Below are 26,980 nucleotides of genomic sequence, written 5' to 3'. Positions count from 1 at the left end.
GGCTGGAAATGACCGACCTGAACGGCAAATTCTTCTGGTATGAACTGATGACCAGCGATCCGCAGGCGGCGATCGCCTTCTATGGCGACATCGTCGGCTGGACCGCGCAACCTTTTGGCGGGGAGCGGACCGATGATCCCTATCATGTCGTGTCGGGCAGCGCCGGGCCGATGGGCGGGATCATGTCCATTCCGGCCGAAGCGAAGGATCGCGGCATGTCGCCCTGGTGGGGTGGCTATGTCGGTTCGGCCGATGTGGATGCGGATGCGAAGCGGCTGGCCGGGGCGGGCGGCAGCGTGAAGCGCGCGCCGGAGGACATTCCGGGCGTCGGGCGCTTCGCGGTGATGAGCGATCCGGGCGGGGCGGCGTTCATGCTGCTCAAGGGGTCCAGTCCCGACGGGATGGAGCCCGCACCACCGATGGCGAACGGTCATGTCGGCTGGCATGAACTTTACAGCGGCGCTTTCGACGCCGACCTGGCCTTCTACACCGGGCAGTTCGGCTGGGCGAAGGGCGAGGCCATGGATATGGGGGAAATGGGCAGCTATCAGCTCGTCTCCCAGACCGGCGGCACCGATTTCCAGAGCATGACGGGCGGCATCATGGCCCGTCCCCCGGAGGTGCCGGTGCCGGTCTGGCTCTTCTACTTCGTCGTGCCGGACATCGACATCGCGACGGAGAAGGTGAAGGCCGGCGGCGGAACCGTGCTGAACGGCCCGATGGAGGTGCCGGGCGGGGCCTGGATCATCCAGGCGACCGACCCCCAGGGCGCGATGTTCGCGCTGGTGGGCATGCGATCCGGCACGGCATAAGGAGAGGAACCATGTCGAAGATTTCACCCTGCCTGTGGTATAACGGGCAGGCGGAGGAGGCCGCGCGCTTCTACACATCCCTGTTCGGGGGATCGGTGGATTTCATCAGCCGCTATCCCGACGATAATCCCAGCCCCAGTCCGTTCAAGGGCGGGGACGTGCTGCTGGTGGAATTCACCCTGTTCGGGGAAAGCTATCAGGCGCTGAACGGCGGGCCGAAATTTCCTTTCACAGAGGCGGTCTCGCTGTCCGTCGCCTGTCGGGATCAGGCGGAGATCGATCGGTATTTCGATGCCCTGACAGCCGATGGGGGGTCGCCGGGCCCGTGCGGCTGGCTGAAGGACAAATATGGCCTGTCCTGGCAGCTGGTGACGCAGGAGATCATGGACCTTTACAAGACCGGCGACCGACCGGGCATCCAGCGGATGATGAACGAGATGATGACCATGCAGAAGCTGGATACCGCCCGGATGAAGGCGGCTTTCGAGGGGAGGCCGGCATGAGCGCGGCGGAATTCGAACTATCGGTGACCTGTCACATCGCCGCCCCGCGCGAAATCGTGTGGAAGGTATGGACGGACCTCAAGGACCAATGGTTCTGCCCGAAGCCCTGGCGCGCCGAGGTGATCGAGGAGGATCTGCGGCCCGGCGGGCGGAGCGCGGTGCGGATGTTCGGCCCGAATGGCGAGGACACGGGGCCGATGGAAGGCATCGTGCTGGAGGTGGTGCCGCAGGAGAAGGTGGTGACGACCGACGCCTATGCCTCCGGCTGGATACCGCAGACGCCCTTCATGACGGCGATCTGGAGCTTTGCCGTGGAGGGGGAGGGGACGCGCTTCACCGCGACGGCCCGGCATTGGGATGCCGGAGCGATGGCGAAGCATGAGGAGATGGGATTCCACCCCGGTTGGGACCAGATGGCCGAGCAGTTCAAGGCTTTGTGCGAGACTTCGGCGGGCATGGCTTAGAGCCAATCGACATTCAGCCCTGACGGCCTGCAAATGACGCTTTTCCGTGCTTCCGGTGCTCACCTACTTTGAGTAGGCTGCGCTCCGGGTCACGGAAAACCACCATTTTCGGCTCGTCATCTTCTGAATGTCGATTGGCTCTAGGTCGGCCGCAGAGCGGACATCCCCCTCCCGACTACGGGAGGGAAATGCCTTGGATTGCCCCAGGATGGAAAGAAGGGTGCCCGGATATACCGGACGCCCTTTCTGCGACCCCTAGGGAAGGAAATCAGGCCTTGTACACCTTGTCCACGGCGGCGCGGAACTTCGCCATGTCGTCGGCCGAACCCACGGTCACACGCGAGACTGTGGGCCAGATCGGCCAGTTGCGCCCGATCTGCACCTTTTCCGGCGTGGCGATCAGGGCGGCCTGCATCTCCTTGGCCGGCTTGGTCTTCCAGTCGACCATGAACATATTGGCCTCGCTGCCGGGGTGCACCTCTATGCCCTTCTTGGTGAGCCAGGCGATGGTTTCCTCGCGGTTCGCGATCATTTCCGCGCGGCGTGCCTTGATGAGGCCGGCTTCGGGATAGACCGCATTGCCGCAGGCCATGGCGGTGATCGACAGACCGCCCGCCGTCGGGCCGAACAGGCTGATGCGCTTCTGCACTTCGGGGTCCGCGAAGGTCAGGCCGAGGCGCACGCCCGCCATGCCGAACAGCTTGGAGAAGGTGCGCATGACGATCAGGTCCTTGCGACCCGCCACCAGCTTCGCGGCGTTCGGGCCGTCGAACCAGTGGATATAGGCTTCGTCGACCAGCAGGAACGAATCCTTGGGCTTGTTCGCCAGCAGCCATTCGATGTCGGCCAGCGGCGTGATGGTGCCGGTCGGATTGTTGGGCGTGCAGATATAATAGAGCCCGGCATTGGGATTGGCGGCCAGCATCGCCTTGACATCGTGCCCCTTGCCAATGGCCTGGGGGGCCTTGGCGATAGGGGCCTTCAGATAATCGGCGGTGCGCCAGGCGGATTCGAAGGTCGGATCGGCGGTGACGAGGCCCTTGGTGGGCGAACAGAAGGCCGCGACCGTGCTGACCAGCGGCCCGCCCGAACCCGGCCACAGCATGATGTGCGATTCCGGAATCCCCTCCACCTTGGCGATGGTGGCGATCAGGTCGCCCTTGTAATTGTCGGGATCGTACCAGTTGCCGACGGCGGCGGCCCTGGCCGCGGCCTGAACGCCCGGTTCGAACGGGCCGGTCCAGCATTCGTTGGCGCCGATGCGCACCGCGCCCTTCACCCCGCGCGCCGCCTGCTGCTGCGCGAGGGCGGGCTGGATCAACAGGTTGCCGGCAGCCGCCCCGGCCGCCATCAGAGCGGAAATCTTGCCGATCGTGCGGCGGGAATAGCCCCGGTCGAGCAGGTCTTCGCGGGCGTCCTTTTCCAACATCATGGTCATGTCGTCTGTTCCCCTAGTTGTTCCATCAACTGCGCATATTCCACCGGGGGAAACGAAGGAGGCGGCGCATTTCCACAATGCGCCGCCTCCGGATTCCTGAAATTTTATGAGCCGTTAACCTGGATCAGGCTTTCCAAACCTTGTCGATGGCATCGCAGAAGGCCTTCATCTCATCGGCCGAGCCGACCGAGACGCGCGACACATTGGGCCAGATCGGCCAGTTGCGCCCGATCTGCACCTTTTCCGCAAGGATGGCGGCCTGCATGGCCTTGGCCGGCTTTCCCCAGTCGACCATGAACATATTGGCCTGGCTGCCGGGGATGACCTTGATCCCCTTCTTCCTGAGGTGGGCGATGGCCATTTCGCGATTGGCGACCATTTCCGCGCGGCGGGCCTTGATGAGGTCGGCCTGCGCCACCGACACGGTCCCGCAGGCGACGGCGGTCATCGGCAGCATCGCGGTCACCTGCCCGCCGTCATAGCGCATCATCTTTTCCATGATCGCGGGGCTGGCGAAGGTGAGACCCAGCCGCATGCCCGCCATGCCGAACAGCTTGGAGAAGGTGCGCAGGATCAGCACGTCGTCGCGGCTGGCCGCCATCTTCGCGGCGTTCGGACCATCGAACCAGTGGATATAGGCTTCGTCGACGACCAGGATCGCGTCCTTCGGCTTGTTGTCGGCCAGCCACTGGATGTCGGCCAGCGGGGTCATCGTGCCGGTCGGATTGTTGGGCGAGCAGATATAATAGACACCCGCATTGGGATCGGCCGCCAGCATCGCCTTCACGTCATGGGCATAATCCTTGGTGAGCGGCACCTTCGTCACCTTCGCGCCCAGCCAGTCGCCGGTGCGCCAGATCGCCTCATAGGCAGGGTTGCCGGTGACGATGCCGCGCGTGGGCGATGCATAGGCGACGGCGACGCGGCTCAGCGGATCGCTGGAGCCCGGCCAGGCGGTGATGCGGTCGGCCGGGATGCCCTCCACGGCGGCGACGGCGGCGAACAGCTTCGCATGTTCGTCATTCGGTTCGTAGCGATTGCCTTCCTGCACCAGCTTGAACGCGGCTTCGGCGGCGACGGGGAAGGGGCCGGTCCAGCATTCATTGGCGCCGATGCGCACCGCGCCTTCCACCGGCTTCGCCGCCTGCTGCGCCATGGCGCCGGTGACGCGCAGGGCGGCCGCGCCCGCGCCCAGCAGGGCCGCGACCTTGCCCATCTGGCGGCGGGAATAGCCGCGGTCGATCAGATCCTGTTCGAAGGCTTTAGTATCGATTTCTGCCATATGCTCGTCTCCCTGACTCGCTGACTTTCGAGATTTTAAGGCTGTAAACGAAAGCCTCGTCCATTTCCGCCATATCCATAGACGGAAAATCCGCTGGAACCGCGCATATTCGCCTTGGAAAGCGGACGCGCGATCTGTTAGCGCTTGGCACATGCCCAGCACGCCCGCCGCCGCCGCCCGCCAGATCCTCATTCGCCTGCAGGAAGTCATGGCCGCGCGCACCAGCGCGCAGGCGAAGCTGAACAAGGTGGTGGAGATCATCGGGGAATCGCTGTCGAGCGAGGTCTGCTCCATCTATCTGGTGCGCGAAGGGCTGCTGGAACTGTTCGCGACGCGGGGCTTGAAGCAGGAGGCCGTCCACGTCACCCGCATGGCGATGGGCGAAGGGCTGGTCGGCATGATCGCCACCAATGTCGAGACGCTGAACCTGGACGAGGCGGCGTCGCATCCCGACTATAGCTATCGGCCCGAAACGGGCGAGGAGCTGTTCCACAGTTTCGCGGGCGTGCCGATCGTGCGGCGGGAGCGAGCGATCGGCGTCCTGTGCGTGCAGCATGTGGAGCCGCGCCGTTATGAAGAGATCGAGATCGAGGCGCTGCAGACCGTGGCGATGGTGTTGTCCGAACTGATCGCCAATGCCGAACTGGCCGATGACGGTCCGCTGGACAGCCGGGTGCAGGATACCGGTTCCTCGGTGCTGCACGGGCTGCAACTGGTGATGGGCATGGCGCGGGGCCATGCCGTGTTCCACCAGCCGCGCGTCCATATCGAACATACCGTGGCCGAGGATACGGAGGCGGAGCGGGCCCGCGTCATTTCCGCCTTCACCAAGATGCGCGAACAGATCGACCGCATGACCGGCACGGCCGAGTTCGGCACCGAGGGCGAGCATCAGGAGGTGCTCGAAACCTACAAGATGTTCGCCTATGACGAAGGATGGATCAGGCGGATCAACGAGGCGATCGACAGCGGCCTGACCGCCGAGGCGGCCATAGAGCGCGTGCAGCAGCGCACCCGCATGCGCATGCGCCAGATCGACGATCCGCTGCTCCAGGACCGGATGCACGATCTGGAGGATATGGCGAACCGGCTGCTGCGCATCGTGTCGGGGCAGCTCGGGACGGCGGCGCAACTCGGATTGCGGCAGGACGCCATCCTCATCGCGCGCAACCTGGGACCGGCGGAACTGCTGGAATATGACCGGCGGCGGTTGAAGGGCGTGATCCTGGAGGAAGGGTCGCTGACGGCCCATGTGACCATCGTCGCGCGCGCCATGGGCGTGCCGGTGCTGGGCCGGGTGCGCGACATCCGCCATCAGGTGAACGAAGGCGACCTGATCCTGATGGACGTCGCCGACAACAATCTGCTGATCCGTCCGACGCCCGACATGGAGGAGGCGTTCGAGAACAAGCTGCATGTGACGCAGAAGCGCCGCGCGGAATTCGCGGCGATGCGCGACCTGCCGTCCGTCACGGTGGACGGGCAGCGGATCGAACTGATGGTGAATGCGGGCCTGCGGGAGGATGCGCAGGCGCTGGACATCGTGGGGGCGGACGGCATCGGGCTCTTCCGCACCGAATTCCAGTTCCTCGTCTCCGCCACTTTGCCGCAGCGGGAAAAGCAGCAGCGGCTTTATCGAGACGTCCTTGATGCCGCGGGCGACCGGCCGGTGATCTTCCGCACTGTCGACATCGGCGGCGACAAGGCGTTGCCCTACATGTCCCGCGACGATGAGGAGGAGCTGGAGGACAATCCGGCCATGGGCTGGCGCGCCTTGCGGCTGGCGCTGGACCGAGACGGCCTGATGAAGGCGCAGGCCCGCGCGCTGCTGGAGGCGGCGGCGGGCAAGGTGCTGCACGTCATGTTCCCGATGGTGTCGGAGCCCTGGGAATATGAGCAGGCGAAGGCGCTCGTCGAACATCAGCGCGAATGGCTGGTGGCGCAGAAGAAGAAGCTGCCGGTCGCGGTGCGCTATGGCGCGATGCTGGAGGTGCCCGCGCTGGCGGAGGTGCTGGACCTCCTGCTGCCCAGGCTCGATTTCCTCTCCATCGGCACCAACGACCTGACGCAGTTCCTGTTCGCCGCCGACCGCGCGCATCCGCGCCTGGCGGAGCGCTACGACTGGCTGAGCATCGCGATATTGCGCTTCCTGGACCGCGTGGTGCGCGCCTGTGAAACCTATGAGGTGCCGGTCGGCGTCTGCGGCGAAATGGGCGGGCGCACGCTGGAAGCGATGGCGCTGATCGGCCTTGGCGTGCGGCGCCTGTCGATCACCCCGGCATCGGTCGGCCCGGTGAAGGCGATGATCCGGACCATCGATGCTGCGGAACTGCGCCGGTTCATGCGCGATCTGCTGGACAAGGGCGTGACGGATATTCGTTCGGCGCTGGTCGACTGGGCCGGCGAACATGCTATTGAATTGAATTAATGGGGATCGCGGCGATGCATCCCGCCTTTCCGGGGCGGCGCGGCGTTGACAATCCCCGTCCCGCAATGAGACAAGGCCAGCCTTCAAAAGTCGCGGAGCAGCATGGCAGAAGAACCTGAACTGGAACCCGGCGTCGCGGCGCCGGAACGGCAGCCCAATACTCCGGGCGCGCGCCTGCGCGCCGCGCGGGAGGCGCAAGGACTGTCGATACAGGATGTCGCCACGCGGACGCGCATCGCCCAGCGGCAGTTGGAGGCGATAGAGCGCGACGATTATGCCGCCCTGCCCGGCATTCCCTATGCGGTGGGCTTTGCCCGCGCCTATGCCCGCGCCATCGATGTGGACGAGGTGGCGATCGCCGCCGACGTGCGCAACGCGGTGCATAATTCCGACCTTGGCAGCAACCGCTATGAGGCGTTCGAACCGGCCGATCCGGCGCGGGTTCCATCGCGGGCCCTGGCCTGGACGGCGGCGGCAATCGTCGTGATCCTGGTCGCCGGCTTCGCCGTCTGGCGCACGCAGGTGATGACGCCGCCGACAGGCGAGGAGATCGCCGCGCAGCAAAGTGCCCCCGCGCCCGCGACCGCGAAGCCGGCAGCAGGCGCGCGCCCGGCGGCGCCGGTGGTGCAGACCGTGCTGTTCACCGCCAATGACGATGTCTGGCTGCGCATTTATGACGAGGCGGGAGAGAGGCTGAAGGACGGGCTTATGAAGAAGGGGGAAAGCTTCACCCTTCCCGCCAATGCCCGCAATCCGATGATCCTGACAGGCCGGCCGCAGGCGCTGACCGTGACGGTCGGCGGCAAGCCGATTGCGCCGCTGGGGCCGCCGGACCGGACCATCGCCGATGTGCCGGTCAATGCGGAGGCGCTGCTGGCGCGGGCGGCGCCTGCCGCGGCGCAGGGTCAGGGTCAGGGGCAGGCGGCTCCGGCCTCCACGGCCCCGGTTCCCACGGGTCCGGCCGCCCCGGTGCCCGCCGCACCTGCGCCCGCTGCGGCCGACTGATCCGTTCAGGGGCGATTCAGCGGAATTTGGCGCAAAGTCGCGCTTTACCGGGCGGATTATCGCCCTATGGTTAACACCGGATATAAGTCGGGGATCATCCATGCGTAACGCTTTTTTCGCGACGGCTGCACTGGCGCTCATCGCGCTCGCGCCGCCGCTCGCGGCCCAGAATGTCAGCGTCGATGTTCGGGTCGACCGTCTGGAAAAGGAAATGCGCGCGGTCCAGCGCAAGGTGTTCCCGGCCGGCGCGCCGCTGGAGGCGGAGATCACGCGTCCCGCCGCGCCGGCCGTGGTGCCGGGATCGCCTGCCTCCACGCCGGTGGCGGATTTGACGGCGCGGGTGAATGCGCTGGAATCGCAACTGGCCTCGATCACCGGGCAGGTGGAGGAAAACAGCTTCAAGCTGAAGCAGTTGGAAGAGGCGTTCAACCGCTACAAGGCGGAACAGGAAAGCCGTGCCGCGCCCGCGGTCGTGCCGCCGGCGGTCGGCCCCTCCGCCTCGGCCGCTCCGGCCTCCACCACCGCATCGGCGCGGCCAGGTGCGCCGCGCCCGGCCGCCAATGGTGCGAGCGAGGAACGAAAGACCGCCGTCGCCGCGATCGAGCGGCCCTCGACGGGTAATGAGGCCGACGACGCCTACACCTATGGCTTCCGCCTGTGGGACGCGAAATTCTATCCGGAGGCGCAGGCGCAGCTGAAGGCGACCGTGGATAAATATGGCGCCAGTCCCGTCGCCAGCAAGGCGGCGAACCTGCTGGGCCGCGCCTATCTGGACGACGGCAAGCCGGCGCTGGCGTCGGTCGCCTTCTATGAAAATTACCAGAAGCGGCCCAAGGGCGACCGTGCGGCCGACAGCCTGGCCTATCTGGGCGAGGCGCTGATCCAGCTCAAAAAGCCCGCCGACGCCTGCAAGGTCTATGCGGAACTGGAGCAGGTCTACGGCGCCAGCCTGTCGAACGGCCTGCGCGGCATGATGGACAAGGGCCGGACCAGGGCCAAGTGCACCGCCTGAAGTCCCCATGGCCGAGGGCGATCCCGTCGCGGAACTGAGCCGGGCGATGATGGCGCTGGTCGGGGATGCCGACGGCGCTCGTTTCGGCGTGGCGGTTTCCGGCGGGCCTGACAGCATGGCGCTGCTCGACCTCGCCGCGCGCGCCTTTCCAGGGCGTGTCGAGGCGGCCACGGTCGATCATGGCTTGCGCGAGGCTTCGGCAGCGGAGGCGGCGATGGTGGCGGACTGGTGCGCAGGCGCCGGGATCGCGCATGCCACCCTGCATCCCACCGGCGCGGTTCGGGGCAATGTTCAGAGCTGGGCGAGAGCGCAACGGTACAGGCTGCTGGAAGGCTGGCGGGCAGCGCGGGGGCTGGATTGGCTGCTGACGGCGCATCATGCGGACGATCAGTTGGAAACGCTGCTGATGCGGCTCAACCGGGGCGCGGGCGTGGGCGGGCTGGCCGGCGTGCGGGCGCGGCAGGGCGTGGTGCTGCGCCCGCTGCTGGGCGTGCGCAAGGCCGACTTGCTCGCCTCTGCGCTGGAACGCGGCCTGCCCCATGTCGACGATCCGTCGAACAGCGATGCGCGCTTCGACCGGGCTGCCCTGCGCATGGCGCTGGCCGGTGTCGACTGGATCGACGCCGCGGCGGCGGGACGCAGCGCGGCGGCTCTGGCCGAGGCGGAGGAGGCGCTGGACTGGACGGTCGACGATCTGGAAGCGCGCCATGTGCACGCGGGTGGAGGCGGGCTGACGCTGGACCGGACCGACCTGCCCCGCGAATTGTTGCGCCGCCTGATCCTCCGCATGATCGCGCGATTGCAGCCGGATGCCGCCCCGCCACGCGGGGAAGCGGTGGACAGGCTGGTCGCGGCGGCGCGCCGGGGCGAGAAGATGAGCATCGGTCGCCTCATCCTGAAGGGCGGGGCCTGCTGGACTCTGACGCTGGCGCCCCAGCGACGCTGGCAATGATCGTTACGGAAAGGTTCCACGGCTTGGCGCATCCGTCGAACAATCCGTCGATTTGATCGGGCGCAATGACCTTTCCTTAACGCCTATGTTGGTTAATGAAGCCAGTTGAGCGTGGGAATTTTCGATTCATGTTTGAATTTGCGGCGGTGACCTATGGCCTCCTGGCCAGCGTCATTCTTTCGGCGGCGCAGCGTAATCACCGGATGGAGCGACCCCATCCGCCGATGCTGCTCTATACCGGCTATATGCTTTGCGGTCTGTCGGCGGGGGTCGCGGTAATCCTGGCCTATATCGCCCTGTCGCAATTTATCGGCGGCTGACCTTAGCAGGCGCGCGCTTGCGATTTTGCTGCGGCATCCTATCTTGCCGGGTGAAAGAGAGTGGTGAATGAACGACGAGAAGGACCCGCAGGGTAATCCCTGGATCAAGAGCGCGATGATATGGGCGGGGGTGATTGTCGCCCTGCTGCTGTTCGTCTCCATGTTCGACAGCCGCACGGCGTCGACCGCCGGGACCGGCATCGCCTATTCCGAATTCCGCGCCAAGGTGCAGGAAGGCCAGGTCAAGGATGTCGCCATCGCCACCGACCGGATTTCCGGCACGCTGAGCAGCGGGCAGAAATTCAGCACTGTCCCGGTGAACGACCCCGGCCTGACCGGCCTGCTGGACGACTATAATGTCAAATATTCCGGCCAGGCGGAGGAACAGCCGAGCTTCTGGATGATCCTGATCTACCAGTCGTTGCCGTTCCTGCTGATTCTGGGCATCGCCTTCTTCGTGCTGCGCCAGATGCAGAAGGGCGGCGGCGCGGGCGGGGCCATGGGCTTCGGCAAGTCGAAGGCCAAGCTGCTGACCGAAAAGCACGGCAAGGTGACGTTCGATGACGTCGCCGGCATCGACGAAGCGCGTGAGGAATTGCAGGAAATCGTCGAGTTCCTGAAGGACCCGAGCAAGTTCGCGCGGCTGGGCGGCAAGATTCCCAAGGGCGCCTTGCTGGTCGGCTCGCCGGGTACAGGCAAGACGCTGCTCGCCCGCGCCATCGCGGGTGAGGCGGGCGTGCCTTTCTTCACCATTTCGGGTTCGGATTTCGTCGAGATGTTCGTCGGCGTGGGCGCGAGTCGCGTCCGCGACATGTTCGAGCAGGCGAAGAAGAATGCGCCCTGCATCGTCTTCATCGACGAAATCGATGCGGTCGGCCGCCATCGCGGCGCGGGCCTCGGCAACGGCAATGACGAGCGCGAGCAGACGCTGAACCAGCTTCTGGTGGAGATGGACGGCTTCGAGGCGAATGAGGGCATCATCATCGTCGCGGCGACCAACCGTCCCGACGTGCTGGACCCCGCGCTGTTGCGTCCGGGCCGTTTCGACCGGCAGGTCGTGGTGCCGCGTCCCGACATCGAGGGGCGCGAGAAGATTCTGGCCGTGCACATGAAGAAGGTGCCGCTGGCGCCGGACGTCAATCCGCGCACGATCGCGCGGGGCACGCCGGGCTTCTCCGGCGCCGATCTGGCGAACCTCGTCAACGAAGCGGCTTTGATGGCTGCCCGCCGCGGCAAGCGTCTGGTCGCCATGGACGAGTTCGAGGCGGCCAAGGACAAGGTCATGATGGGCAGCGAGCGCCGCTCCATGGTGATGACCGACGATGAGAAGAAGATGACCGCCTATCATGAGGCGGGTCATGCCATCGTCGCTGTCCATGAACCGGCCTCGGACCCCATTCACAAGGCGACGATCATTCCGCGTGGCCGTGCGCTGGGCATGGTGATGCGCCTGCCGGAGCGGGACAGCTACAGCTATCACCGCGACAAGATGCACGCGAACATGGCCGTCGCCATGGGCGGCCGCGTGGCCGAGGAGATCATCTTCGGCTATGACAAGGTATCGTCGGGCGCTTCGGGCGACATTCAATATGCCACCAAGCTCGCGCGTGACATGGTTACGCAATGGGGCATGTCCGACAAGCTCGGCCCCCTGCAATATGAAGAGCAGCAGGGCGAGACATTCCTCGGTTATTCGCAAAGCCAGCGTGTCCATATGTCGGACGAGACGGCCAAGCTGATCGACAAGGAAATCCGCGGGCTGGTCGAGCAGGGCTATGCGCGGGCGCAGGAAATCCTGAAGGGTCATGAGGACCAGCTTCACCTGCTCGCCAATGCGATGCTCGAATATGAGACGCTGAGCGGCGAGGAAATCAAGACGCTGCTCGACAAGGGCGAGATCACCCGTGATGACGGCACGACGATCAAGCCGTCCGCGATCCCGGCGGCCGGGTCTTCGATCCCGAAGACGCGCCGGCGCAAGGGGCCATTCGGTGATCCGTCGCCTGCGGGCGCCTGACCGGGTTTATGGATTGGGAAAGGGCGCTGCCGGGAGGTGGCGCCCTTTTTCATGGGTTGCGGGGCGGGGTGGCTTTTGGCCAGGCCAAGACATTCCCCCTCCCGCCTGCGGGAGGGGGAATGAGGGGCTTCAGCCTCAATCCCGCTTCAATATGTGCATCGCCAGCACCGTCATGGCTTCGCTGGCGGTGGCGATCACCTTGTCGGCTTGGGGCGCCCAGAAGGGGCTGTGCAGCGACGGCAGGCTGACCTCACCGGCCTTCGCCTTCGCCATCTGGTCTGCCGGCACGCCGCCGACCCAGAAGATGAAGCTTTCGATGCTCTTGTCGGCGCGGTAATAGCGGCCGAAATCCTCTCCCGCCATGGAGGGTCTGGTTTCGCTGACGGTGCCCTCGGGGAAATGGGCCTTCAGCACGTCCGCCATCCGGTTGGCGAAGGCGGGCGGATTGTAGGTGGAGGGCGTGAATTCGTCCTTTACGGAGATCACCGGCATCCTGTCGTCCGGCACGCCCGCCGCAATGGCTTCCCCGCGGGCGACGCGTTCTATTCCCCGGATCAGCTTTTCCCGGGTTTCATCGGAATAGCTGCGCACGGTGAGCAGCATCTTCGCGTCGTCGGGAATGACATTATGCTTGGCGCCGCCCATGAAGCTGCCGACGGTGACGACGGCCGGGTCGAACGGGTCCTGTTCCCGGCTGACCAGCGTTTGCAGCGAGGTCACAATCCGCGCGCCGATCACGATCGGGTCGCGCGTCGTCTGCGGATAGGCGCCATGGCCGCCCACGCCCCGCACCAAAAGGTCGACGCTGTCCACATTGGCGAGCGCGAAGCCCGGCGTATAGCCGATCTTCCCCGCTTCCAGATTGGCGGCGTCGTGGAAGGCGATGGCATGGGTCGGGCGCGGGAAGCGGGTGTAGAGCCCATCCTCCAGCATCAGCCGCGCGCCACGGCCCACTTCCTCGGCCGGCTGAAGGATCATCACCAGCGTGCCCTTCCATTCCTCCTTCATCGTGGAGAGCAGCCGCGCGGTTTCGATGAAGGCGGTCATGTGCGTGTCATGGCCGCAGGCGTGCATCACGCCGGTTTCGGCGCCGTCGGCGGTCTTGGCCTTCACCCTGGAGGCGAATTCCAGCCCCGTCTGCTCGGTCACCGGCAGTCCGTCCATGTCCGCGCGGATCAGCAGCACCGGGCCGGAGCCGTTCTTCAGTACCGCGACCACGCCCGTTCCACCGACCTTTTCGGTGACGGTGAATTTCATCGCCTTCAACCGCCGGGCGAGCTTGGCGGCGGTGGCGCTTTCCTGTTCGGACAGTTCGGGATTGGCATGCAGGTCGCGATAGAGGGTCATTAGCCCATCCATGTCCTTCGCGATGGTCGCTGCGATGGCATTGGCCGGCGTCGCGGGCGTCGCCCCATTCACAGGCGCGCCAGGGGACTGGGCATGGGCAATGGAGATAAGGCTGGCGGCGGCCATGACGGCCGTCAACGCATGACGCATCGATGGGTCTCCCTGATGGAAGAAGCAACCATAAGCGGATTTGCCGCGCCTTTTAAGGGGCTTCGGCATGTCCAGCCTGTTTCCCCAAAGCAAAAGCGCCCGCCGTTGCCGACGGGCGCTCCTGCCGATGCCATGGGAGGGATCAGAAGTGGAAGATCACGCCAGCCGTGGGCCGGAAGCTGTCGAAATCATAGGTTTCGGTCTGGAAGCGCAGGCGGATGCCGCTATTGCCCGTGACGCCGCCCAGACCGATGTCCTTCGGGCCGACCTCGACGCCCAGGCCGTACATCCAGTCCTTGCGGTCCGGCCAGCCGCCCTTGCCGTTGACCCACTGATAGCCGGCCGACGCGAAGATCATGCCGCTTTCACCGGCCCGCGCGCCGAAGCGGCCCTTCACCCCATATTCCCAGTCGATGTCGCTGAAACCCTTGGTGGCATTGCCCTCGACGCCCACGAAGACGGGACCGAGCGGCACGTTGACGCCCGCGACGCCGCTGATGATCGCGCCGTTCATGATCGTCTCGCCGGGCACGCTGCCGAATTCGGTGCCACGGTCAAAGGTGTGATAGCCGCCCAATATGCCGACATAGGGTTCGACGCCGAAGGCCTGGGTGCCGTCGGGCGCCGTTTCCTCCTGCGCGGACGCGACGGAAGGCAGCGCCGCAACAAGTGCGGCCGCAATGAGATATTTCTTCATGAGGAGTCCCTTTTCCAATTTCGCCGCATGGCGTGTCGGAGGGGATAACCTGCGCTGGTCGCATCAGGTTTCCTCAATGAAAACAAATCCTTCCCGCTGTCCCCAATATGACACAATCCATGTTAAGGAATTGCGCGCCGATGACCGGGATGGATATGGCTATTGCGCGGTCCAGCCGCCGTCGATGCTCATATTGGCGCCGGTGATGTTCGCGGCGGCATCGCTGCATAGATAAAGCGCCATGGACGCCACCTGATCGACCGTGACGAACTGTTTGGTCGGCTGCCCCGCCAGCAGCACGTCGTTCATCACCTGCTCCCGCGTCATGCCGCGCGCCTTCATCGTGTCGGGAATCTGGTTCTCCACCAGCGGCGTCCACACATAGCCGGGCGAAATGCAGTTCGCCGTGATGCCGAAGGTCGCCAGCTCCAGCGCCAGCGTCTTGGTGAAACCGGCAAGGCCATGCTTGGCCGTCACATAGGCGCTCTTATAGGGAGAGGCCGTCAGCGAATGCGCCGAAGCCGTCTGGATGATCCGTCCCCATTTCTTCTCCTTCATGAAGGGAATGGCGAGACGGGACGTGTGGAAGGCGCTGTTGAGGTTGAGCGCGATGATGAGGTTCCATTTGTCGACCGGGAAATCCTCGACCGGCGCGACATGCTGCACCCCTGCATTGTTGATGAGGATGTCGACGCCGCCGAATGCGTCCGCCGCCTCCTTCATCATCGCCTCGATCTGCTCGGTTCTGGTGAGGTCATGGCCGCTATAGAGCGCCTTCGCCCCGCTCAACGCCTCCAGCCCGGCGCGTTCCTTTTCGATCGCGTCCGCATCTCCGAAGCCGTTGATGACGACATTCGCGCCTTCCCCGGCCAGCGCCTTGGCATAGGCAAGGCCGATGCCGGAGGTCGATCCGGTGATGAGGGCGGTCTTGCCGGACAGGAATTGGCTGCTCATGCCTGCTTCTCCTTGAGATGGTCGGGGGCGTCGAGGTCGAAGGTGGAGCTTTTCCCGTTGACGATGTTGCGGGCGATGAGGTCGCCCTTGTGCATCACTTCCTCCACCGCGTCGCGGCCCTGCGCCCAGTGGTCGAGCATGGTGGAGCGGGAAAATTCGAAGTCGCGCGCTCCGCTTTCCCACGCGCGGCTGCGGTAGATGAGGTGGACGATGTTGACCGAACCCACGTCCAGCAACTGGCGCAGCCGCTGTGCGTCCGCGTCCTCCTGCAATTCGGGCGGCAGTTTGTCGAGCAGGGCGCGGATCGCCTTATGCTCCTTGCGCAGCCGCAGATACTGGTCCGTCACCTGGCGGGTGCGGCTGGAATATTGAATGTCCTTGGTCCGGGAATAGACATCGGTCATCTGCCGGGGCATCGGCCCTTCGGCGGGGAACAGATCGACCTGGAACACCAGCATATCCTCGCTCTGATGGTCCAGCACATGGGCGAGCGGGGTGTTGGACACGATGCCGCCATCCCAATACCAGCGCCCGTCGATCTCGATGGGCGGCAGGCCCGGTGGCAGAGCGCCCGACGCCATGATGTGGCGCGCGTCGATCCGGGTGTTGCCGCCCCGGCCGCGCGTATCCCAATAAGCGAAATTGCCGCTTTCCACATCCACCGCGCCCACCGACAGCCGCACCGGCCCGTCATTCAGCAGGTCCCAGTCGATGCAGGCGTCCAGCGTGTCCTTCAGCGGCGCACTGTCGTAGAAGCTGATCGCGCCGGCCGTCCCTTCCGGCATCAGCGGCGCGGGCCAGAGGCGTGGGCGGAACATGCCCGGCACGCCGAAGGTCGCGACCGTGCCCGCCGCCATCAGATGAGCGGCCTCGCGGATATGGTCGATTTCCGGCAGGACGACATTGGGCATGCCGCCGGAGACGGTCAGCCAGAATTTCTTGAGCCGGCTGAGGCGCTTGTGCGGCGGATTGCCGGCGATGATGGCGGCGTTGACCGCGCCGATCGAAATGCCCGCGACCCAACTGACGTCGATTCCCAACTCGTCCAGCCGCTGATAGACGCCCGCCTGGAAGGAGCCGAGCGCTCCGCCGCCCTGCAGCAACAGGGCGACTTCGCGGGGGAGGGGAAGCGGCATATTGGCGCGCCTGCGCGGCTGGGATTCGGTGTCGGCCATGTCGCAGCGCAATATAGAATAGTCTTCCGGCATTCCAACTGAATGTCTCGTTACATTCTCTTCATGGGACGGTGCGCTCGCCGCAACCCGCATTGCATCGGGGACGTTTCCACCGGCGACGGAATGGAATAGGCAGGGCAAGGAAAGAGAGGGACGAGATGCGGCTCGACGACGAACGGGAAAGCACCAATTTCGAGATCCAGGAGGGTCGCGGCGGCTTCGGCGGCGGGATGGGCGGCGGTCTGGGCCTGCTGCTGCCGCTGATCGGCAGCCGTTTCGGCTGCGGCGGGATCGTCGTGGTGCTGATCATTCTGGCGGTCATGGGCGTCAATCCCCTGAGCCTGATGGGGGGTGGCGGCCAGATGCCGCAGGGGAGCGAGGTCAGCCGCGATACCTCCAAACTCAGCGATATACAGCATTGGTCCCTGAAGGTGCTGGGATCGACCGAGCGCGTCTGGGGGCCGCTCTTCCAGCAGGCCGGCCGGCAATATCAGCCGACGGTCCTTTACTTCTATTCCCAGAGCGGCGTGTCGGGCTGCGGCGCGGCGCAAAGCGCCATGGGCCCCTTTTATTGCCCCAATGACCGCAAAGTGTATCTCGACACCGACTTCTTCACCGAACTGCGCCAGCGCTTCGGCGCCCCCGGCGATTTCGCCCAAGCCTATGTGATCGCGCATGAAGTCGGCCATCATGTGCAGGATCTGGAGGGGACTTTGGGCGAGGTGAACCAGCGGCAGCGCGCCGTCAGCGAGGAACAGGGCAATGCGCTGCAGGTGCGGGTCGAATTGCAGGCGGACTGTTATGCGGGCGTCTGGGCCAAGCGCACCGGCCTCATGGAATCGGGCGATCTGGAGGAGGGGATGAAGGCGGCGCAAGCCATAGGCGACGATACGCTGCAAAAGGCGGCCGGCCGCCGTCCCGTGCCGGAAAGCTTCACCCACGGCACCAGCGAACAGCGAATGACCTGGCTGCGCAAGGGACTCGACAGCGGCGATCCCGCGCAATGCGACACGTTCAAGGGAATGTGAGGTCCGGCCTTATTCGGGCACCTCGTCGGACGGCTGCACGCCTTCGACCGGCGTCGGGTTCGATACGGGCGCAGCGGGCAGCCCTGCGCCCGGGGCGAGGAAGGGTCTGCCGGCTTCGGGCATGGGCTGGCCGAAGTCCGCAGCGCCCGGATCTTGGGCGCCGCTGTCTTGGGGCGGCGTTGGGGACGGCGCGGCCTGGGCGGGCATCACCACGGGCGCTGAAGCCGGAACAATCGCCGCGGACGGCACGGCCTGACTGGATTGGGGAACGAAGCTTTCCACCGTCAATACGATGATCGGAGCCGCGATCAGGGTCACGGCGGCAAAGGCCTTGTAGATCATGGGGCGCGTCCATTCATGATCGCGTCATCATAGGCGCGGATCGTAAATAAAATGCTGTCGCCCCTTGTGAAGGTGGCTAGCCTAGACTGCGGCGGTCCCCTCGACGCCCCGCTCCTCCGCAGGAGCGCGGTGGGTCTGGGCCGATCCGACGGAAACTAATGCCGGTCGAGTTTCTCCAGCAGGTCGAGCATGTCGTCCGGAACAGCGCCGCTACCCGCACGGAAGGTCGAACGCAACGCATTGCCGATGCCCTCATAGGGTTGCGGAACGCCGATATTCAGGACGCGGCGGATCGCGCCATCCTGAATCCGGGCCGACCGGCTGAGGGGTTTTCGTTGCATTTCCATGGTAAGATAACTGCCAAGCGGCGCAAAAGTTTCTGGTGTTCGTCGCAATGGCACGCAATATCGGCTCCATTATGGGAGATTCATGGTGACGGACCGTTTGGCGGTCGCGGCAAGGATCAGGGCGCATTCGCCTTTCCTGGCCCGGCAATTGGATCGCTTTCCGGATGTTGCCGATCTGGTGGAGAGCGGAGATTTCGAAGGGGCCTGGGCCGCCGCGCAGCAGGTGGCGGCGCCCGATGACGGCATTGCCCGGTCGCTGAGGCGCAGGCGTGGCGCGGTGGCCTTGGTGACCGCAGCCGCCGATCTGGCGGGCGTCTGGGGACTGGACCGGGTCACGCGCACCCTGTCGGACTTTGCCGACCAGGCGCTGGAGCAGGCGCTGGCCGCCGCCATGGCGGAGCGTTATCCGGACGCGGAGAAGCGGGGCTTCGTGGTGCTGGCGCTCGGCAAGCATGGCAGCCGGGAACTGAACTATTCGTCGGACATCGATCCGATCCTGCTCTACGACCCGAAGACGCTGCCCCATGGCGAGCGGGAAGACCCGGCGGACGCGGCCGTGCGCATTGGCCGGCGGGTCAGCGAACTGCTGAATGCCCGGGACGGCGACGGCTATGTGTTCCGCGTCGACCTTCGCCTGCGCCCCTCTCCGGAGGCGACGCCCATCGCCCTGCCGGTGGAGGCGGCGATCGGCTATTATGAATCGACCGCGCTCGGCTGGGAGCAGGCGGCGTTCATCCGGGCCCGACCGGCGGCGGGCGACCTGCCGCTGGGCGATTATTTCATGCAGGCGATCCGCCCCTTCGTCTGGCGCCGCAGTCTGGATTTCGGGGCCATCGATGCGATCACGGACATCTCCCGCCGAATCCGCGACCATTATTCGCAGGGTCAGGCGTTCGGGCCGGGCTATGACCTCAAGCGCGGGCGTGGCGGCATAAGGGAAGTCGAATTCTTCGCGCAGGTGCACCAGCTCATCCATGGCGGGCGCGATCCTTCCCTGCGGTCGGGCAATACGCGGGAAGCCTTGCGTGCCTTGGCGGCCGCCGGCGTGTTCGAAGCGGAGGTCGCCGCCAGGCTGGACGAGGCCTATGTCCTCTTCCGCACCGTCGAGCACCGGTTGCAGATGGTGGAGGATCGCCAGACCCATGAATTGCCCAGGTCGGCCGAGGCGCTGGATAATGTCGCGCGCCTGCACGGGCTGGAGGATGGCGGAGCGCTGCTCGACCTGCTGCGCCCGCATGTGCAGTGGGTGGGCGGCAATTACGACCGGCTGACCCCAGCGACGCCCGATGAATCCCTGTCGCTGGACGAGGAGAGGCTGAAGGCGCAGCTTGCCGAACTGGGTTTTGCCGATCCGGAAACGCCGCTGGCGCGGATCGCGCGCTGGCGATCGGGCACGGTCCGCGCATTGCGCAGCGGCGCGTCGCGGGAGGCGCTGGAGCAATTGCTGCCGGGCCTGATGCGGACGCTGGCCGCGGCGCCCGATCCGGCGCGGGCGCTCAACCGGCTGGACGATCTGGTCGGCCGCCTGCCGAGCGCGATCAACTTCTTCAAGCTGCTGGCGGCGCGACCCGGCCTTGTGGAACTGCTGGCCGAACTGCTGAGCCATGCGCCGACGCTGGCCGACGCGCTGGGGCGGCGGGCGGAACTGCTCGACGGGCTGATCGACACCTCCGCCTTCGATCCGCCGCCTCCTGTGGAGATATTGGCCGACCAGTTCGCCCGGCTGGAGGAGGGGGAGGATTATCAGGCGCTGCTGGACCGGGTGCGCCAACGCGTGAACGACCGCCGCTTCGCTCTGGGCGCGCAGATCATTCGCGGCGGCGATCCGCTGGAGGCGGGCCGGGGCTATTCCCGCGTGGCCGAAGCCGCCATCGAGGCGTTGGGCGCCGCCACCGTCGCGGAGTTCGAGCGCGCCCATGGAAAAGTGCCCGGCGGCGAGATGGTGATCCTGGCGCTGGGCCGGCTGGGCGGCGGAGTGCTGACCCATGCGTCCGACCTCGACCTCGTCTATCTCTTCACCGGCAGCTTCGAAACCGAATCCGACGGCGCGAAGCCGTTGGGCGCGACGCAATATTTCAACCGCCTTGGCCAGCGCATCACCAATGCCCTGTCGGTGCACACCGCGGCAGGCCCGTTATATGAGGTGGACACGCGCCTTCGCCCCTCCGGCGCGCAAGGGCTGCTGGCGGTCAGCCTGGACAGCTTCGCCCGCTATCAGCGGGAGGAGGCGTGGACCTGGGAGCATCTCGCGCTCACGCGCGCCCGCCCGGTCTTCGGCTCCGATGCCGCGCGCGCGGCGCTGGGCGCGATCCTGACGGAAACGCTTGAGCGGCAGCGCGATTTCGATGAACTGGCGCGCCATGCGGTGAAGATGCGGGGGGACATCGCGAGGCACAAACCGCCCGCGAGCGATCTGGACGTGAAGCTGGTGCCGGGCGGGCTGGTAGACCTGGAATTCCTGATCCACGTCACCCAGTTCCGCCACAATATGGCGTTCGACCCCGATCTGCGCGCCGCGCTGGAGCAGCTTGCGGCGGCCGGCCACCTGCCGGGCGAATTGATCCCGGCCCATGATCTCATCACCCGCTTTCTCGTCGTTTCCCGCCTCGTTTCGCCGAAATCGACCGAACCTCCGCAAGCCACCCGGCCTCTCGTCGCGCGGGCCTGCGGGGTCGAAAGCTGGGACGCGCTGCTTGAAAGCTACGGTAAGGCCCGGCAAAGGGTCGGTGACGCATGGGCGGCGCTGGCGGCGCCCTTCAAGGAGGAATGACGATGCTGGATGTGGGCGACGCCGTGCCTGAAGTGACGCTGAAGGATGCGGATGGGGTGGATTTCACCCTGGCGCGCTACAGGGGCAAGCCCCTGGTCGTCTATTTCTATCCCAAGGCGGACACGCCCGGCTGCACCAGCGAAGCCAAGGATTTCACCGCGCTCGCCGCCGATTTCGCGGCATTGGGCGTGCCGGTGGTCGGCATATCCAAGGACAAGTCCGCCAAGCTCAAGAAATTCGCCGAAAAATACGGGCTGACCGTCACGCTCGCCTCCGACGAGCCGGGCGAGATGTGCGAGGCTTTCGGCACCTGGGTCGAGAAGTCGCTTTACGGCCGCAAATATATGGGGATCGAGCGGGCGACCTTTTTGGTGGGGGCTGACGGGAAGATCCTGCACGTCTGGCCCAAGGTGAAGGTCAAGGGCCATGCCGCCGAGGTGCTGGAGGCCGGACAAGGCCTTTGACGCTTCCTGTTTCCATCGACAGCGTCGGCGCGGCCTGCGCCCATGTGCTGCTGACCCCCGATCCGTTGGCCAAGCTGATGGCGGCCCGGGCGGTCGCAAGGAACTGGCGGCTTGGGCGGCTGGCGCATCGCTTCGATGCCGCCATGCCGGATCGCCCGGCGCGCCCGGGAAAGCCCGAACTTTTGCCGCCCAACCAGATGCCCAAGCGCGGCAGGATCGGTTCGGAACGGGCGCGGATCGCGATGCTCCATGCGCTTGCCCATATCGAATTCGTGGCCATCGATCTCGCCTTCGACCTGATCGGGCGGTTCGGGGCGGAATTCCCGCCGGAATTCACCGGTGAATGGATGCGGGTGGGCGCCGACGAAGCCATGCATTTCGCGCTGCTCGACCGGCGTCTGCGGCAGTTCGGCAGCTTTTACGGCGCTTTGCCGGCGCATGACGGGCTATGGCAGGCCGCGAGCGAGACGGCGCATGATGCGCTCGCCCGCCTTGCCATCGTGCCGATGGTGCTGGAAGCGCGTGCGCTGGACATCACCCCGGCTACCATCGTCCGCTTCCGGGGAGCGGGCGATGAAATGTCGGCGCGCATGTTGCAGAGGATCATGACAGATGAGATTCGCCACGTCTCCGCCGGGACGACATGGTTCGGCCATGCGACGAAACGACTGGGCGTGAACCCCGCAAAACATTACCAAATCCTTGTGAAACGCCACTTTCGGGGTGCGTTGAAACCTCCGTTCAACGACTCGGCGCGCCGACAAGCCGGTTTAACGCGGGAATTTTACACGCCGCTTGCACAATAAGGCGGGACATGTCCTCTTTGTTCCAGCGGGTGGCGGCATCAGCCGCATTTTGGAAACGTGGGGATTAGGCCGAGAGGCGCAAAGCCTCCGGTCGAGAGTCGGGGTCGGCATGTTGGTTCTTCATTCTGATAATGCGCGCGCTGCGCGATGGTTCCGTTCTGCACTTAAAATCGCTGGAGCGTTGGGTATGGCGGGAGCGCTCTGCGCCGCAGTCCCGGCTCAGGCCAAGGCAGATGAAGACGATCCCTATGGCGATGCGTCGGAAATCAACACCAGCACGCTCGGCCCGGCCGATGTCGGCTTCTCCAATCTCTTCTCCAGCCTTCAGCGGCTCGACGGGCAGGCCAAGTCGAGCAACTACATCCCCTCCGGGCGTCCGGTGGAGAAACTCTCCCTGACCTCCAATTTCGGTGTCCGCTCCGACCCGTTCAATGGCGGCGCCCGCATGCACAAGGGCATCGACATCCCTGGCCCGACCGGCACCAAGATCTACGCGACCGCCGACGGCATCGTCAGCCGCGCCGGCTGGGCCAGCGGTTACGGCAATCTGGTCCAGATTTCTCACGGCGGCGGCATGGAAACGCGCTACGGCCACATGTCGAAGCTGCTGGTCGCCGCCAACAGCTATGTCCATCGCGGCCAATTGATCGGCCTGATGGGTTCGACCGGCCGTTCCACCGGCAGCCATCTGCATTATGAGGTGCGCGTCGACGGCCAGGCGATCAACCCGATCCCCTTCGTGGCCGGACCCGATTATCTGGTGGCGATGAACACCAAGCCGCCGATCGCCATGGGCGGCCCGACCAAGGCCCAGGAAAAGGCGGCGGACTGAGCCGAACTTTTTTCTCTTTCCCAAGGCCCGGCACGCGAAAGCTTGTCGGGCCTTTTGCTTGATCCTATTTAAACGTCATGACCGACATCGATCTTACGCCCTCTGCCGCTGCCCGCGTGGCCGCCATTGCCGCCAAGCAGGGCAAGCCCGCCATTTTGCGTCTGGCAGTGGAGGGCGGGGGTTGTTCCGGCTTCCAGTATCGCTTCGGTCTGGCCGAGGCGGTGGAGCCCGACGACATCATGGTCGAGCGCGACGGCGTGACGCTGGTGGTGGATGACGTCAGCATCGATCTGGTGCGCGGTTCGGCGGTCGATTTCGTGTCCGATCTGGGCGGCAAGGCCTTCAAGGTGACGAACCCCAACGCCACCGCCGGCTGCGGTTGCGGCACCAGCTTCTCGGTCTGATAGCGCTCTCTCCCCGTTCGGGCTGAGCTTGTCGAAGCCCTTCATTTCCTTAAAAGGGCACGCGCCGGTTTGATGCGATTCAGGCCGACCGAAAGAAAGACAGGCCCTTATGCGCATCGCCACCTTCAACATCAACGGAATCAAGGCGCGCCTGCCGCGCTTGCTGGAGTGGCTGGACGAGACCCGCCCCGACATCGCCTGTCTTCAGGAAATCAAGACCTCCGACGACACTTTCCCGGTCAAGGACATCGAAGATGTCGGCTATGGCGCGATATGGCACGGGCAGAAGGGGTTCAACGGGGTAGCCATCCTTGCGCGCGGCGAGACGCCGGTGGAGGTCCGCCGCGGCCTGGAAGGGGAGCCGGAGGACGAGCATAGCCGCTATCTGGAAGCCGATGTAAAGGGGCTGCGCGTCGCCAGCATCTACCTGCCCAACGGTAATCCGCAGCCGGGACCGAAATTCGATTACAAGCTGCGCTGGATGAAGCGTCTGCGCCTTCGCGCTGCGGAAATCTGGGCGGAGGAAGTGCCGGCGATCCTGGCGGGCGATTATAATGTCATTCCGCGTGACAGGGACGTTTATTCGGTCAAGGCGATGGCCGACGACGCGCTGATGCAGCCGGAAAGCCGCGCCGCCTATCGTCGCCTGCTGGGCGACGGCTGGACGGATGCCATCGCTTCCCGGCACCCGGCGGGCGGAATATGGACCTATTGGGATTATCAGATGAACGCCTGGCCACGCGACGCGGGGTTCCGGATCGATCATCTGCTGCTCAGTCCCGCCGCCGCCGACCGCCTGATCGACGCGCAGGTCGACAAGGATTTTCGTGGGCGGGAAAAGGCCAGCGATCATGCCCCTGTCTGGGCGGAACTGACCGAATAATTTTACCCGGACGTTATTGACTCTATTTTACCCGGATAATAAATGTTGTGCCGAAGGAGATTTCGGCATGACGCGCACTTTGACCGCCTTTGCGGGCGACCTCTGGATTGCGACGGGTGACGAGGAAGAGCTGCGGGCAACGCTTCATGCCATGGGGACGCAGGCGCAGTCTCTGCTGCTGTTCGACGACAGCACCGGGCGGCAGGTGGATATCGATCTGCGCGGTCCAGTGCAGGAGATTTCCCGCGGCCGGGGGCGGCCCCGGCTGGGCGTTCAGGCGCGTGAAGTGACTCTGCTCCCCCGGCATTGGGACTGGCTGGCGGCGCAGCCCGGCGGTGCTTCCGTGACGCTGCGGCGCTTGGTCGATGCGGCGCGCAAGGATGCGGACACAAAGCCATCGCCTCGCGCGGCGATGGACGCGGCTTATCATTTTCTGACGGTGATGGCGGGCGACCGGCCCGGCTATGAGGACGCCATTCGCGCGCTCTATGCAAGGGACAAGGCGGGGTTCGACCTTGCTGCTGCCGACTGGCCCCGCGCCATCCGGGATCATGGCGCGGCCCTTGCCCAGGGAGCATTCGACCAGAGCGCGCCGCGTTGAATCGGACGCTGGGCGTGCGTTCTAACTTTGCGTTGTCGCATCCTTTTCAGCAGACAATCGGTTTCCACCTCCCCACACAGCCTGCCAGCCTCAGCTTCTCGCCTTTTCCGCTACCTGAATTCCCGGCAGGGCCGCCGGATCGGCCATGTCCTGCCCGATCCACGCGCCGCCCTGTTTGAAATAGCCGATATGGTGGCCTCGCTGGAAACTGGCGCCGTCCCATACCACCACCTGCACTTCTATCTCGTCATGGCGGTGAACGTGCAGCCAGTTGAAGCTTTGCGGCTCGGCATTGCGCAGGCGGGTGGAGGTCGCCGTTCCCGCCTGGATCACCAGCGCGCCGCCCGAATGCGCCACCATCTTCTCCGCCGCCTCCGCATAGGTGCGATGGAAATGGCCGGCCAGCGCGATATGGATGCCTGCTTCCGCCGCCGCGCGTACGGCATCCTCATGCCTTCCGACAGCTTCGCTCAACTCGCCGCCCTTGCCGATCGGCATGGCGAAGAGCGGGTGATGGGTGACGAGGATGCGCGTCTTCTCCAGCGCGACCCGCGCGAATCTTTCGCGAAGCATGTCCATCTGGTCATGGTTGATCCGCCCATCCTTGATCGTCAGCGATCGCGCGGTGTTGAGCCCCAATATCGCGACCGCATCATCCTCGTAAAAAGGGCACAGATCATTGCTGATATAATGTTTGTAGCGGCGCAGCGGCGCCCCGAAGCGGCGCGCCAGATCGTAGAGCGGAATGTCATGATTGCCTGGTACCACCAGCAGCTTCATGCCCGCCGACCGCAGCCGGTTGAGCCAGGCGGCGGCCTGCCGGAACTGTTCGCGCCTCGCGCGCTGGGTGAAATCGCCGCTGATGACCACCAGGTCCGGCTGATGCTGTTGCAGCCAGGCCTCGGTGGCGGTGACGATGCGGGGATCATGGGCGCCGAAATGAATATCCGACAGATGAGCGATGCGGGCCATGAACCATGAACGGGCAAGGCCTTTTATGGTTTCGGACCTTGGAGCGCAGTTGCGTGTTGTCGAGGCATGGAAACGACATCCCCGCCCGTCAGAAACCTGCCGCATGAGGCGGCGCTGATCGTCAATGTGCATTCCCGCCGAGGAGAAGCCCTGTTCAAGGATGCCAAGGCCAGGCTGGAGGAAGCGGGCCTGCGCCTGATCGCAGCCCATGCGGTGAAGGAGCCGGAGCGATTGCAGGAAACGGTGCGCAGGGCCATCGCGGACGGCGCGCCGATGGTGATCGTCGGCGGCGGCGATGGATCGCTGTCCGGCACTGTGGATGAGCTGGTGGGCAAGGACTGCGTCTTCGGCGTGCTGCCGCTGGGCACCGCGAACAGTTTTGCGCGGACGCTGGGCATTCCGCTCGATCTGGAAGGGGCGGTGGCGGTCATATCCGGCGGCCGGCGGCGGCGAATCGACTTGGGCATGATCGACCGGGACTATTTCGTGAATGCGGCCTCGCTGGGGTTGTCCCCCCGGATCGGGGAGACGGTGCCGCACAAGTTGAAGCGTTATCTGGGACGGATCGGCTATCTGCTCTGGGCGGTCAAATGCTCCATAGGCTTTCGCGCTTTCCGGTTGATGCTGGACGATGGGATCAGGCAGCGCAGCATGTGGGCGACGGAAGTACGCATCCTCAACGGCCCCTATCATGGCGGGGTGGAACTGTCCGATCAGGCGGATGTGGACACCGGGGAGATCGTGATCCAGGCGGTGGTTGGGCGCAGCCACGCCCGGCTGGCCTGGGACTGGTACGCCAAATTCTTCAAGCTGCGCGACCGGGACGCGCAGACGGAGGAGTTTCGCGGCAAGGCGTTCCGGATCGAAACGGCGCCGCCGCAGAGCATTTCCATCGACGGCGAAGTGCTGGCGAAGACGCCGGCCATGGTGAAGATCGCGGCCGGCGCGGTGGATGTGGCGGTGCCTTAACCATTC

The 26,980-nt window shown here is 65.2% G+C and carries 27 protein-coding genes; 18 read left to right on the top strand and 9 right to left on the bottom strand.

What is annotated here, in order from left to right; all coding sequences use genetic code 11:
* The first annotated feature begins 8 nt into the window (after positions 1 to 8).
* From TZ53_RS00335 to TZ53_RS00325, 3 genes are read left to right on the top strand one after another with little or no spacing between them, the layout of a single operon-like run.
* A complete protein-coding gene (locus TZ53_RS00335) occupies positions 9 to 812 on the top strand; it encodes a VOC family protein (protein ID WP_044660049.1) in 804 nt (267 codons plus the stop codon).
* A gap of 11 nt (positions 813 to 823) precedes the next feature.
* The gene (locus TZ53_RS00330) at positions 824 to 1,315 is read left to right on the top strand and encodes a VOC family protein (RefSeq protein WP_025552101.1); all 492 of its coding nucleotides are present in this window, start codon (positions 824 to 826) and stop codon (positions 1,313 to 1,315) included.
* Positions 1,312 to 1,779: an SRPBCC domain-containing protein gene (locus TZ53_RS00325; RefSeq protein WP_044660048.1), complete on the top strand. Its 468-nt coding sequence runs from the start codon at positions 1,312 to 1,314 to the stop codon at positions 1,777 to 1,779. Before TZ53_RS00330 ends, TZ53_RS00325 begins: the two co-directional genes overlap by 4 nt.
* Positions 1,780 to 2,047: 268 nt before the next feature.
* Here TZ53_RS00325 and TZ53_RS00320 read toward each other — a convergent pair whose 3' ends face one another.
* Together TZ53_RS00320 and TZ53_RS00315 are read right to left on the bottom strand one after the other, a co-directional pair.
* Complete coding sequence (locus TZ53_RS00320) at positions 2,048 to 3,217, bottom strand: pyridoxal phosphate-dependent aminotransferase (RefSeq protein ID WP_044660047.1); 1,170 nt, start codon at positions 3,215 to 3,217, stop codon at positions 2,048 to 2,050.
* 124 nt (positions 3,218 to 3,341) lie between these two features.
* A complete protein-coding gene (locus TZ53_RS00315) occupies positions 3,342 to 4,499 on the bottom strand; it encodes a pyridoxal phosphate-dependent aminotransferase (RefSeq protein WP_025549721.1) in 1,158 nt (385 codons plus the stop codon).
* 151 nt (positions 4,500 to 4,650) lie between these two features.
* Here TZ53_RS00315 and ptsP point away from each other — a divergent pair, with 151 nt between their 5' ends.
* The 6 genes from ptsP (at position 4,651) to ftsH (ending at position 12,233) form a co-directional block, all read left to right on the top strand.
* Positions 4,651 to 6,927, top strand: a complete 2,277-nt coding sequence (ptsP, locus tag TZ53_RS00310) for a phosphoenolpyruvate--protein phosphotransferase (protein ID WP_044660046.1) — start codon at positions 4,651 to 4,653, stop codon at positions 6,925 to 6,927.
* A 102-nt stretch (positions 6,928 to 7,029) separates the two neighbouring features.
* Positions 7,030 to 7,932, top strand: coding sequence for a helix-turn-helix domain-containing protein (locus TZ53_RS00305; protein ID WP_044660045.1), 903 nt, complete (start codon positions 7,030 to 7,032; stop codon positions 7,930 to 7,932).
* 100 nt (positions 7,933 to 8,032) lie between these two features.
* Positions 8,033 to 8,944, top strand: coding sequence for a tetratricopeptide repeat protein (locus TZ53_RS00300; protein WP_044660044.1), 912 nt, complete (start codon positions 8,033 to 8,035; stop codon positions 8,942 to 8,944).
* A gap of 7 nt (positions 8,945 to 8,951) precedes the next feature.
* Complete coding sequence (gene tilS, locus TZ53_RS00295; RefSeq protein ID WP_044660043.1) at positions 8,952 to 9,896, top strand: tRNA lysidine(34) synthetase TilS; 945 nt, start codon at positions 8,952 to 8,954, stop codon at positions 9,894 to 9,896.
* A 128-nt stretch (positions 9,897 to 10,024) separates the two neighbouring features.
* Complete coding sequence (locus TZ53_RS00290) at positions 10,025 to 10,216, top strand: hypothetical protein (RefSeq protein ID WP_025549725.1); 192 nt, start codon at positions 10,025 to 10,027, stop codon at positions 10,214 to 10,216.
* A 67-nt stretch (positions 10,217 to 10,283) separates the two neighbouring features.
* Positions 10,284 to 12,233: an ATP-dependent zinc metalloprotease FtsH gene (gene ftsH, locus TZ53_RS00285; protein ID WP_025549726.1), complete on the top strand. Its 1,950-nt coding sequence runs from the start codon at positions 10,284 to 10,286 to the stop codon at positions 12,231 to 12,233.
* Positions 12,234 to 12,368: 135 nt separating this feature from the next.
* On the opposite strand, the gene TZ53_RS00280 is transcribed toward ftsH, so the two are convergent.
* The 4 genes from TZ53_RS00280 to TZ53_RS00265 form a co-directional block, all read right to left on the bottom strand.
* Positions 12,369 to 13,730: an amidohydrolase gene (locus tag TZ53_RS00280; protein ID WP_044660042.1), complete on the bottom strand. Its 1,362-nt coding sequence runs from the start codon at positions 13,728 to 13,730 to the stop codon at positions 12,369 to 12,371.
* Between the two features lie 142 nt (positions 13,731 to 13,872).
* Complete coding sequence (locus tag TZ53_RS00275) at positions 13,873 to 14,427, bottom strand: hypothetical protein (protein ID WP_044660041.1); 555 nt, start codon at positions 14,425 to 14,427, stop codon at positions 13,873 to 13,875.
* Between the two features lie 159 nt (positions 14,428 to 14,586).
* The gene (locus TZ53_RS00270) at positions 14,587 to 15,381 is read right to left on the bottom strand and encodes a 3-hydroxybutyrate dehydrogenase (protein ID WP_025549729.1); all 795 of its coding nucleotides are present in this window, start codon (positions 15,379 to 15,381) and stop codon (positions 14,587 to 14,589) included.
* Complete coding sequence (locus TZ53_RS00265) at positions 15,378 to 16,556, bottom strand: patatin-like phospholipase family protein (RefSeq protein WP_044662741.1); 1,179 nt, start codon at positions 16,554 to 16,556, stop codon at positions 15,378 to 15,380. The genes TZ53_RS00270 and TZ53_RS00265 overlap by 4 nt, the downstream gene beginning before the upstream one ends.
* 158 nt (positions 16,557 to 16,714) lie before the next feature.
* Between TZ53_RS00265 and ypfJ the strand changes: the two genes are divergently transcribed.
* Positions 16,715 to 17,584, top strand: a complete 870-nt coding sequence (ypfJ, locus tag TZ53_RS00260; RefSeq protein ID WP_044660040.1) for a KPN_02809 family neutral zinc metallopeptidase — start codon at positions 16,715 to 16,717, stop codon at positions 17,582 to 17,584.
* Between the two features lie 9 nt (positions 17,585 to 17,593).
* Here ypfJ and TZ53_RS00255 read toward each other — a convergent pair whose 3' ends face one another.
* Entirely contained in the window at positions 17,594 to 17,926 is a 333-nt protein-coding gene (locus TZ53_RS00255; RefSeq protein ID WP_044660039.1) for a hypothetical protein, read from the bottom strand.
* A 155-nt stretch (positions 17,927 to 18,081) separates the two neighbouring features.
* Positions 18,082 to 18,273: a hypothetical protein gene (locus tag TZ53_RS00250; protein ID WP_025549732.1), complete on the bottom strand. Its 192-nt coding sequence runs from the start codon at positions 18,271 to 18,273 to the stop codon at positions 18,082 to 18,084.
* Positions 18,274 to 18,355: 82 nt separating this feature from the next.
* Here TZ53_RS00250 and TZ53_RS00245 point away from each other — a divergent pair, with 82 nt between their 5' ends.
* The 7 genes from TZ53_RS00245 to TZ53_RS00215 all read left to right on the top strand — a co-directional run bounded on the left by TZ53_RS00245 (position 18,356) and on the right by TZ53_RS00215 (position 25,033).
* Positions 18,356 to 21,043 carry a bifunctional [glutamine synthetase] adenylyltransferase/[glutamine synthetase]-adenylyl-L-tyrosine phosphorylase gene (locus TZ53_RS00245; RefSeq protein ID WP_044660038.1) on the top strand — a complete coding sequence of 896 codons (2,688 nt, stop codon included), beginning with the start codon at positions 18,356 to 18,358 and terminating at the stop codon, positions 21,041 to 21,043.
* Positions 21,044 to 21,045: 2 nt separating this feature from the next.
* On the top strand, positions 21,046 to 21,507 hold the full coding sequence (gene bcp, locus TZ53_RS00240; RefSeq protein WP_044660037.1) for a thioredoxin-dependent thiol peroxidase: 462 nt from the start codon (positions 21,046 to 21,048) through the stop codon (positions 21,505 to 21,507).
* Complete coding sequence (locus TZ53_RS00235; protein WP_044660036.1) at positions 21,504 to 22,313, top strand: ferritin-like domain-containing protein; 810 nt, start codon at positions 21,504 to 21,506, stop codon at positions 22,311 to 22,313. Before bcp ends, TZ53_RS00235 begins: the two co-directional genes overlap by 4 nt.
* 109 nt (positions 22,314 to 22,422) lie before the next feature.
* Positions 22,423 to 23,145 (top strand): M23 family metallopeptidase, encoded by a 723-nt coding sequence (locus TZ53_RS00230; RefSeq protein WP_170825562.1) that lies wholly within the window; start codon positions 22,423 to 22,425, stop codon positions 23,143 to 23,145.
* Positions 23,146 to 23,222: 77 nt separating this feature from the next.
* A complete protein-coding gene (gene erpA / locus TZ53_RS00225) occupies positions 23,223 to 23,549 on the top strand; it encodes an iron-sulfur cluster insertion protein ErpA (RefSeq protein ID WP_025549736.1) in 327 nt (108 codons plus the stop codon).
* Positions 23,550 to 23,658: 109 nt separating this feature from the next.
* Positions 23,659 to 24,432, top strand: coding sequence for an exodeoxyribonuclease III (xth, locus tag TZ53_RS00220; RefSeq protein WP_044660035.1), 774 nt, complete (start codon positions 23,659 to 23,661; stop codon positions 24,430 to 24,432).
* 67 nt (positions 24,433 to 24,499) lie between these two features.
* Complete coding sequence (locus TZ53_RS00215) at positions 24,500 to 25,033, top strand: DUF2239 family protein (RefSeq protein WP_044660034.1); 534 nt, start codon at positions 24,500 to 24,502, stop codon at positions 25,031 to 25,033.
* Between the two features lie 90 nt (positions 25,034 to 25,123).
* Here TZ53_RS00215 and TZ53_RS00210 read toward each other — a convergent pair whose 3' ends face one another.
* Positions 25,124 to 26,005: a metallophosphoesterase family protein gene (locus tag TZ53_RS00210; RefSeq protein ID WP_044660033.1), complete on the bottom strand. Its 882-nt coding sequence runs from the start codon at positions 26,003 to 26,005 to the stop codon at positions 25,124 to 25,126.
* Positions 26,006 to 26,071: 66 nt separating this feature from the next.
* Here TZ53_RS00210 and TZ53_RS00205 point away from each other — a divergent pair, with 66 nt between their 5' ends.
* Entirely contained in the window at positions 26,072 to 26,974 is a 903-nt protein-coding gene (locus TZ53_RS00205) for a diacylglycerol/lipid kinase family protein (protein WP_025549739.1), read from the top strand.
* Positions 26,975 to 26,980 lie beyond the last annotated feature (6 nt).

This window comes from Sphingobium sp. YBL2 (assembly GCF_000943805.1).
GTDB classification, from domain to species: Bacteria; Pseudomonadota; Alphaproteobacteria; order Sphingomonadales; family Sphingomonadaceae; genus Sphingobium; species Sphingobium fuliginis.
The sequence above is the reverse complement of the archived record's forward strand: the minus strand, read 5'-3'. Positions and strand labels throughout refer to the sequence as shown.

Bases quoted from the DNA above. Each gene is read 5' to 3' on its own strand.
- erpA (WP_025549736.1), top strand. From the start codon at position 23,223: ATGACCGACATCGATCTTACGCCCTCTGCCGCTGCCCGCGTGGCCGCC.
- TZ53_RS00320 (WP_044660047.1), bottom strand. From the start codon at position 3,217: ATGACCATGATGTTGGAAAAGGACGCCCGCGAAGACCTGCTCGACCGG.
- TZ53_RS00300 (WP_044660044.1), top strand. From the start codon at position 8,033: ATGCGTAACGCTTTTTTCGCGACGGCTGCACTGGCGCTCATCGCGCTC.
- ypfJ (WP_044660040.1), top strand. From the start codon at position 16,715: ATGCGGCTCGACGACGAACGGGAAAGCACCAATTTCGAGATCCAGGAG.
- ftsH (WP_025549726.1), top strand. From the start codon at position 10,284: ATGAACGACGAGAAGGACCCGCAGGGTAATCCCTGGATCAAGAGCGCG.
- TZ53_RS00215 (WP_044660034.1), top strand. From the start codon at position 24,500: ATGACGCGCACTTTGACCGCCTTTGCGGGCGACCTCTGGATTGCGACG.
- bcp (WP_044660037.1), top strand. From the start codon at position 21,046: ATGCTGGATGTGGGCGACGCCGTGCCTGAAGTGACGCTGAAGGATGCG.
- TZ53_RS00330 (WP_025552101.1), top strand. From the start codon at position 824: ATGTCGAAGATTTCACCCTGCCTGTGGTATAACGGGCAGGCGGAGGAG.
- TZ53_RS00275 (WP_044660041.1), bottom strand. From the start codon at position 14,427: ATGAAGAAATATCTCATTGCGGCCGCACTTGTTGCGGCGCTGCCTTCC.
- xth (WP_044660035.1), top strand. From the start codon at position 23,659: ATGCGCATCGCCACCTTCAACATCAACGGAATCAAGGCGCGCCTGCCG.
- TZ53_RS00335 (WP_044660049.1), top strand. From the start codon at position 9: ATGACCGACCTGAACGGCAAATTCTTCTGGTATGAACTGATGACCAGC.
- TZ53_RS00270 (WP_025549729.1), bottom strand. From the start codon at position 15,381: ATGAGCAGCCAATTCCTGTCCGGCAAGACCGCCCTCATCACCGGATCG.
- TZ53_RS00230 (WP_170825562.1), top strand. From the start codon at position 22,423: ATGTTGGTTCTTCATTCTGATAATGCGCGCGCTGCGCGATGGTTCCGT.
- TZ53_RS00305 (WP_044660045.1), top strand. From the start codon at position 7,030: ATGGCAGAAGAACCTGAACTGGAACCCGGCGTCGCGGCGCCGGAACGG.
- TZ53_RS00315 (WP_025549721.1), bottom strand. From the start codon at position 4,499: ATGGCAGAAATCGATACTAAAGCCTTCGAACAGGATCTGATCGACCGC.
- tilS (WP_044660043.1), top strand. From the start codon at position 8,952: ATGGCCGAGGGCGATCCCGTCGCGGAACTGAGCCGGGCGATGATGGCG.
- TZ53_RS00280 (WP_044660042.1), bottom strand. From the start codon at position 13,730: ATGCGTCATGCGTTGACGGCCGTCATGGCCGCCGCCAGCCTTATCTCC.
- TZ53_RS00210 (WP_044660033.1), bottom strand. From the start codon at position 26,005: ATGGCCCGCATCGCTCATCTGTCGGATATTCATTTCGGCGCCCATGAT.
- TZ53_RS00290 (WP_025549725.1), top strand. From the start codon at position 10,025: ATGTTTGAATTTGCGGCGGTGACCTATGGCCTCCTGGCCAGCGTCATT.
- TZ53_RS00250 (WP_025549732.1), bottom strand. From the start codon at position 18,273: ATGGAAATGCAACGAAAACCCCTCAGCCGGTCGGCCCGGATTCAGGAT.
- ptsP (WP_044660046.1), top strand. From the start codon at position 4,651: ATGCCCAGCACGCCCGCCGCCGCCGCCCGCCAGATCCTCATTCGCCTG.
- TZ53_RS00255 (WP_044660039.1), bottom strand. From the start codon at position 17,926: ATGATCTACAAGGCCTTTGCCGCCGTGACCCTGATCGCGGCTCCGATC.
- TZ53_RS00265 (WP_044662741.1), bottom strand. From the start codon at position 16,556: ATGGCCGACACCGAATCCCAGCCGCGCAGGCGCGCCAATATGCCGCTT.
- TZ53_RS00325 (WP_044660048.1), top strand. From the start codon at position 1,312: ATGAGCGCGGCGGAATTCGAACTATCGGTGACCTGTCACATCGCCGCC.
- TZ53_RS00245 (WP_044660038.1), top strand. From the start codon at position 18,356: ATGGTGACGGACCGTTTGGCGGTCGCGGCAAGGATCAGGGCGCATTCG.
- TZ53_RS00205 (WP_025549739.1), top strand. From the start codon at position 26,072: ATGGAAACGACATCCCCGCCCGTCAGAAACCTGCCGCATGAGGCGGCG.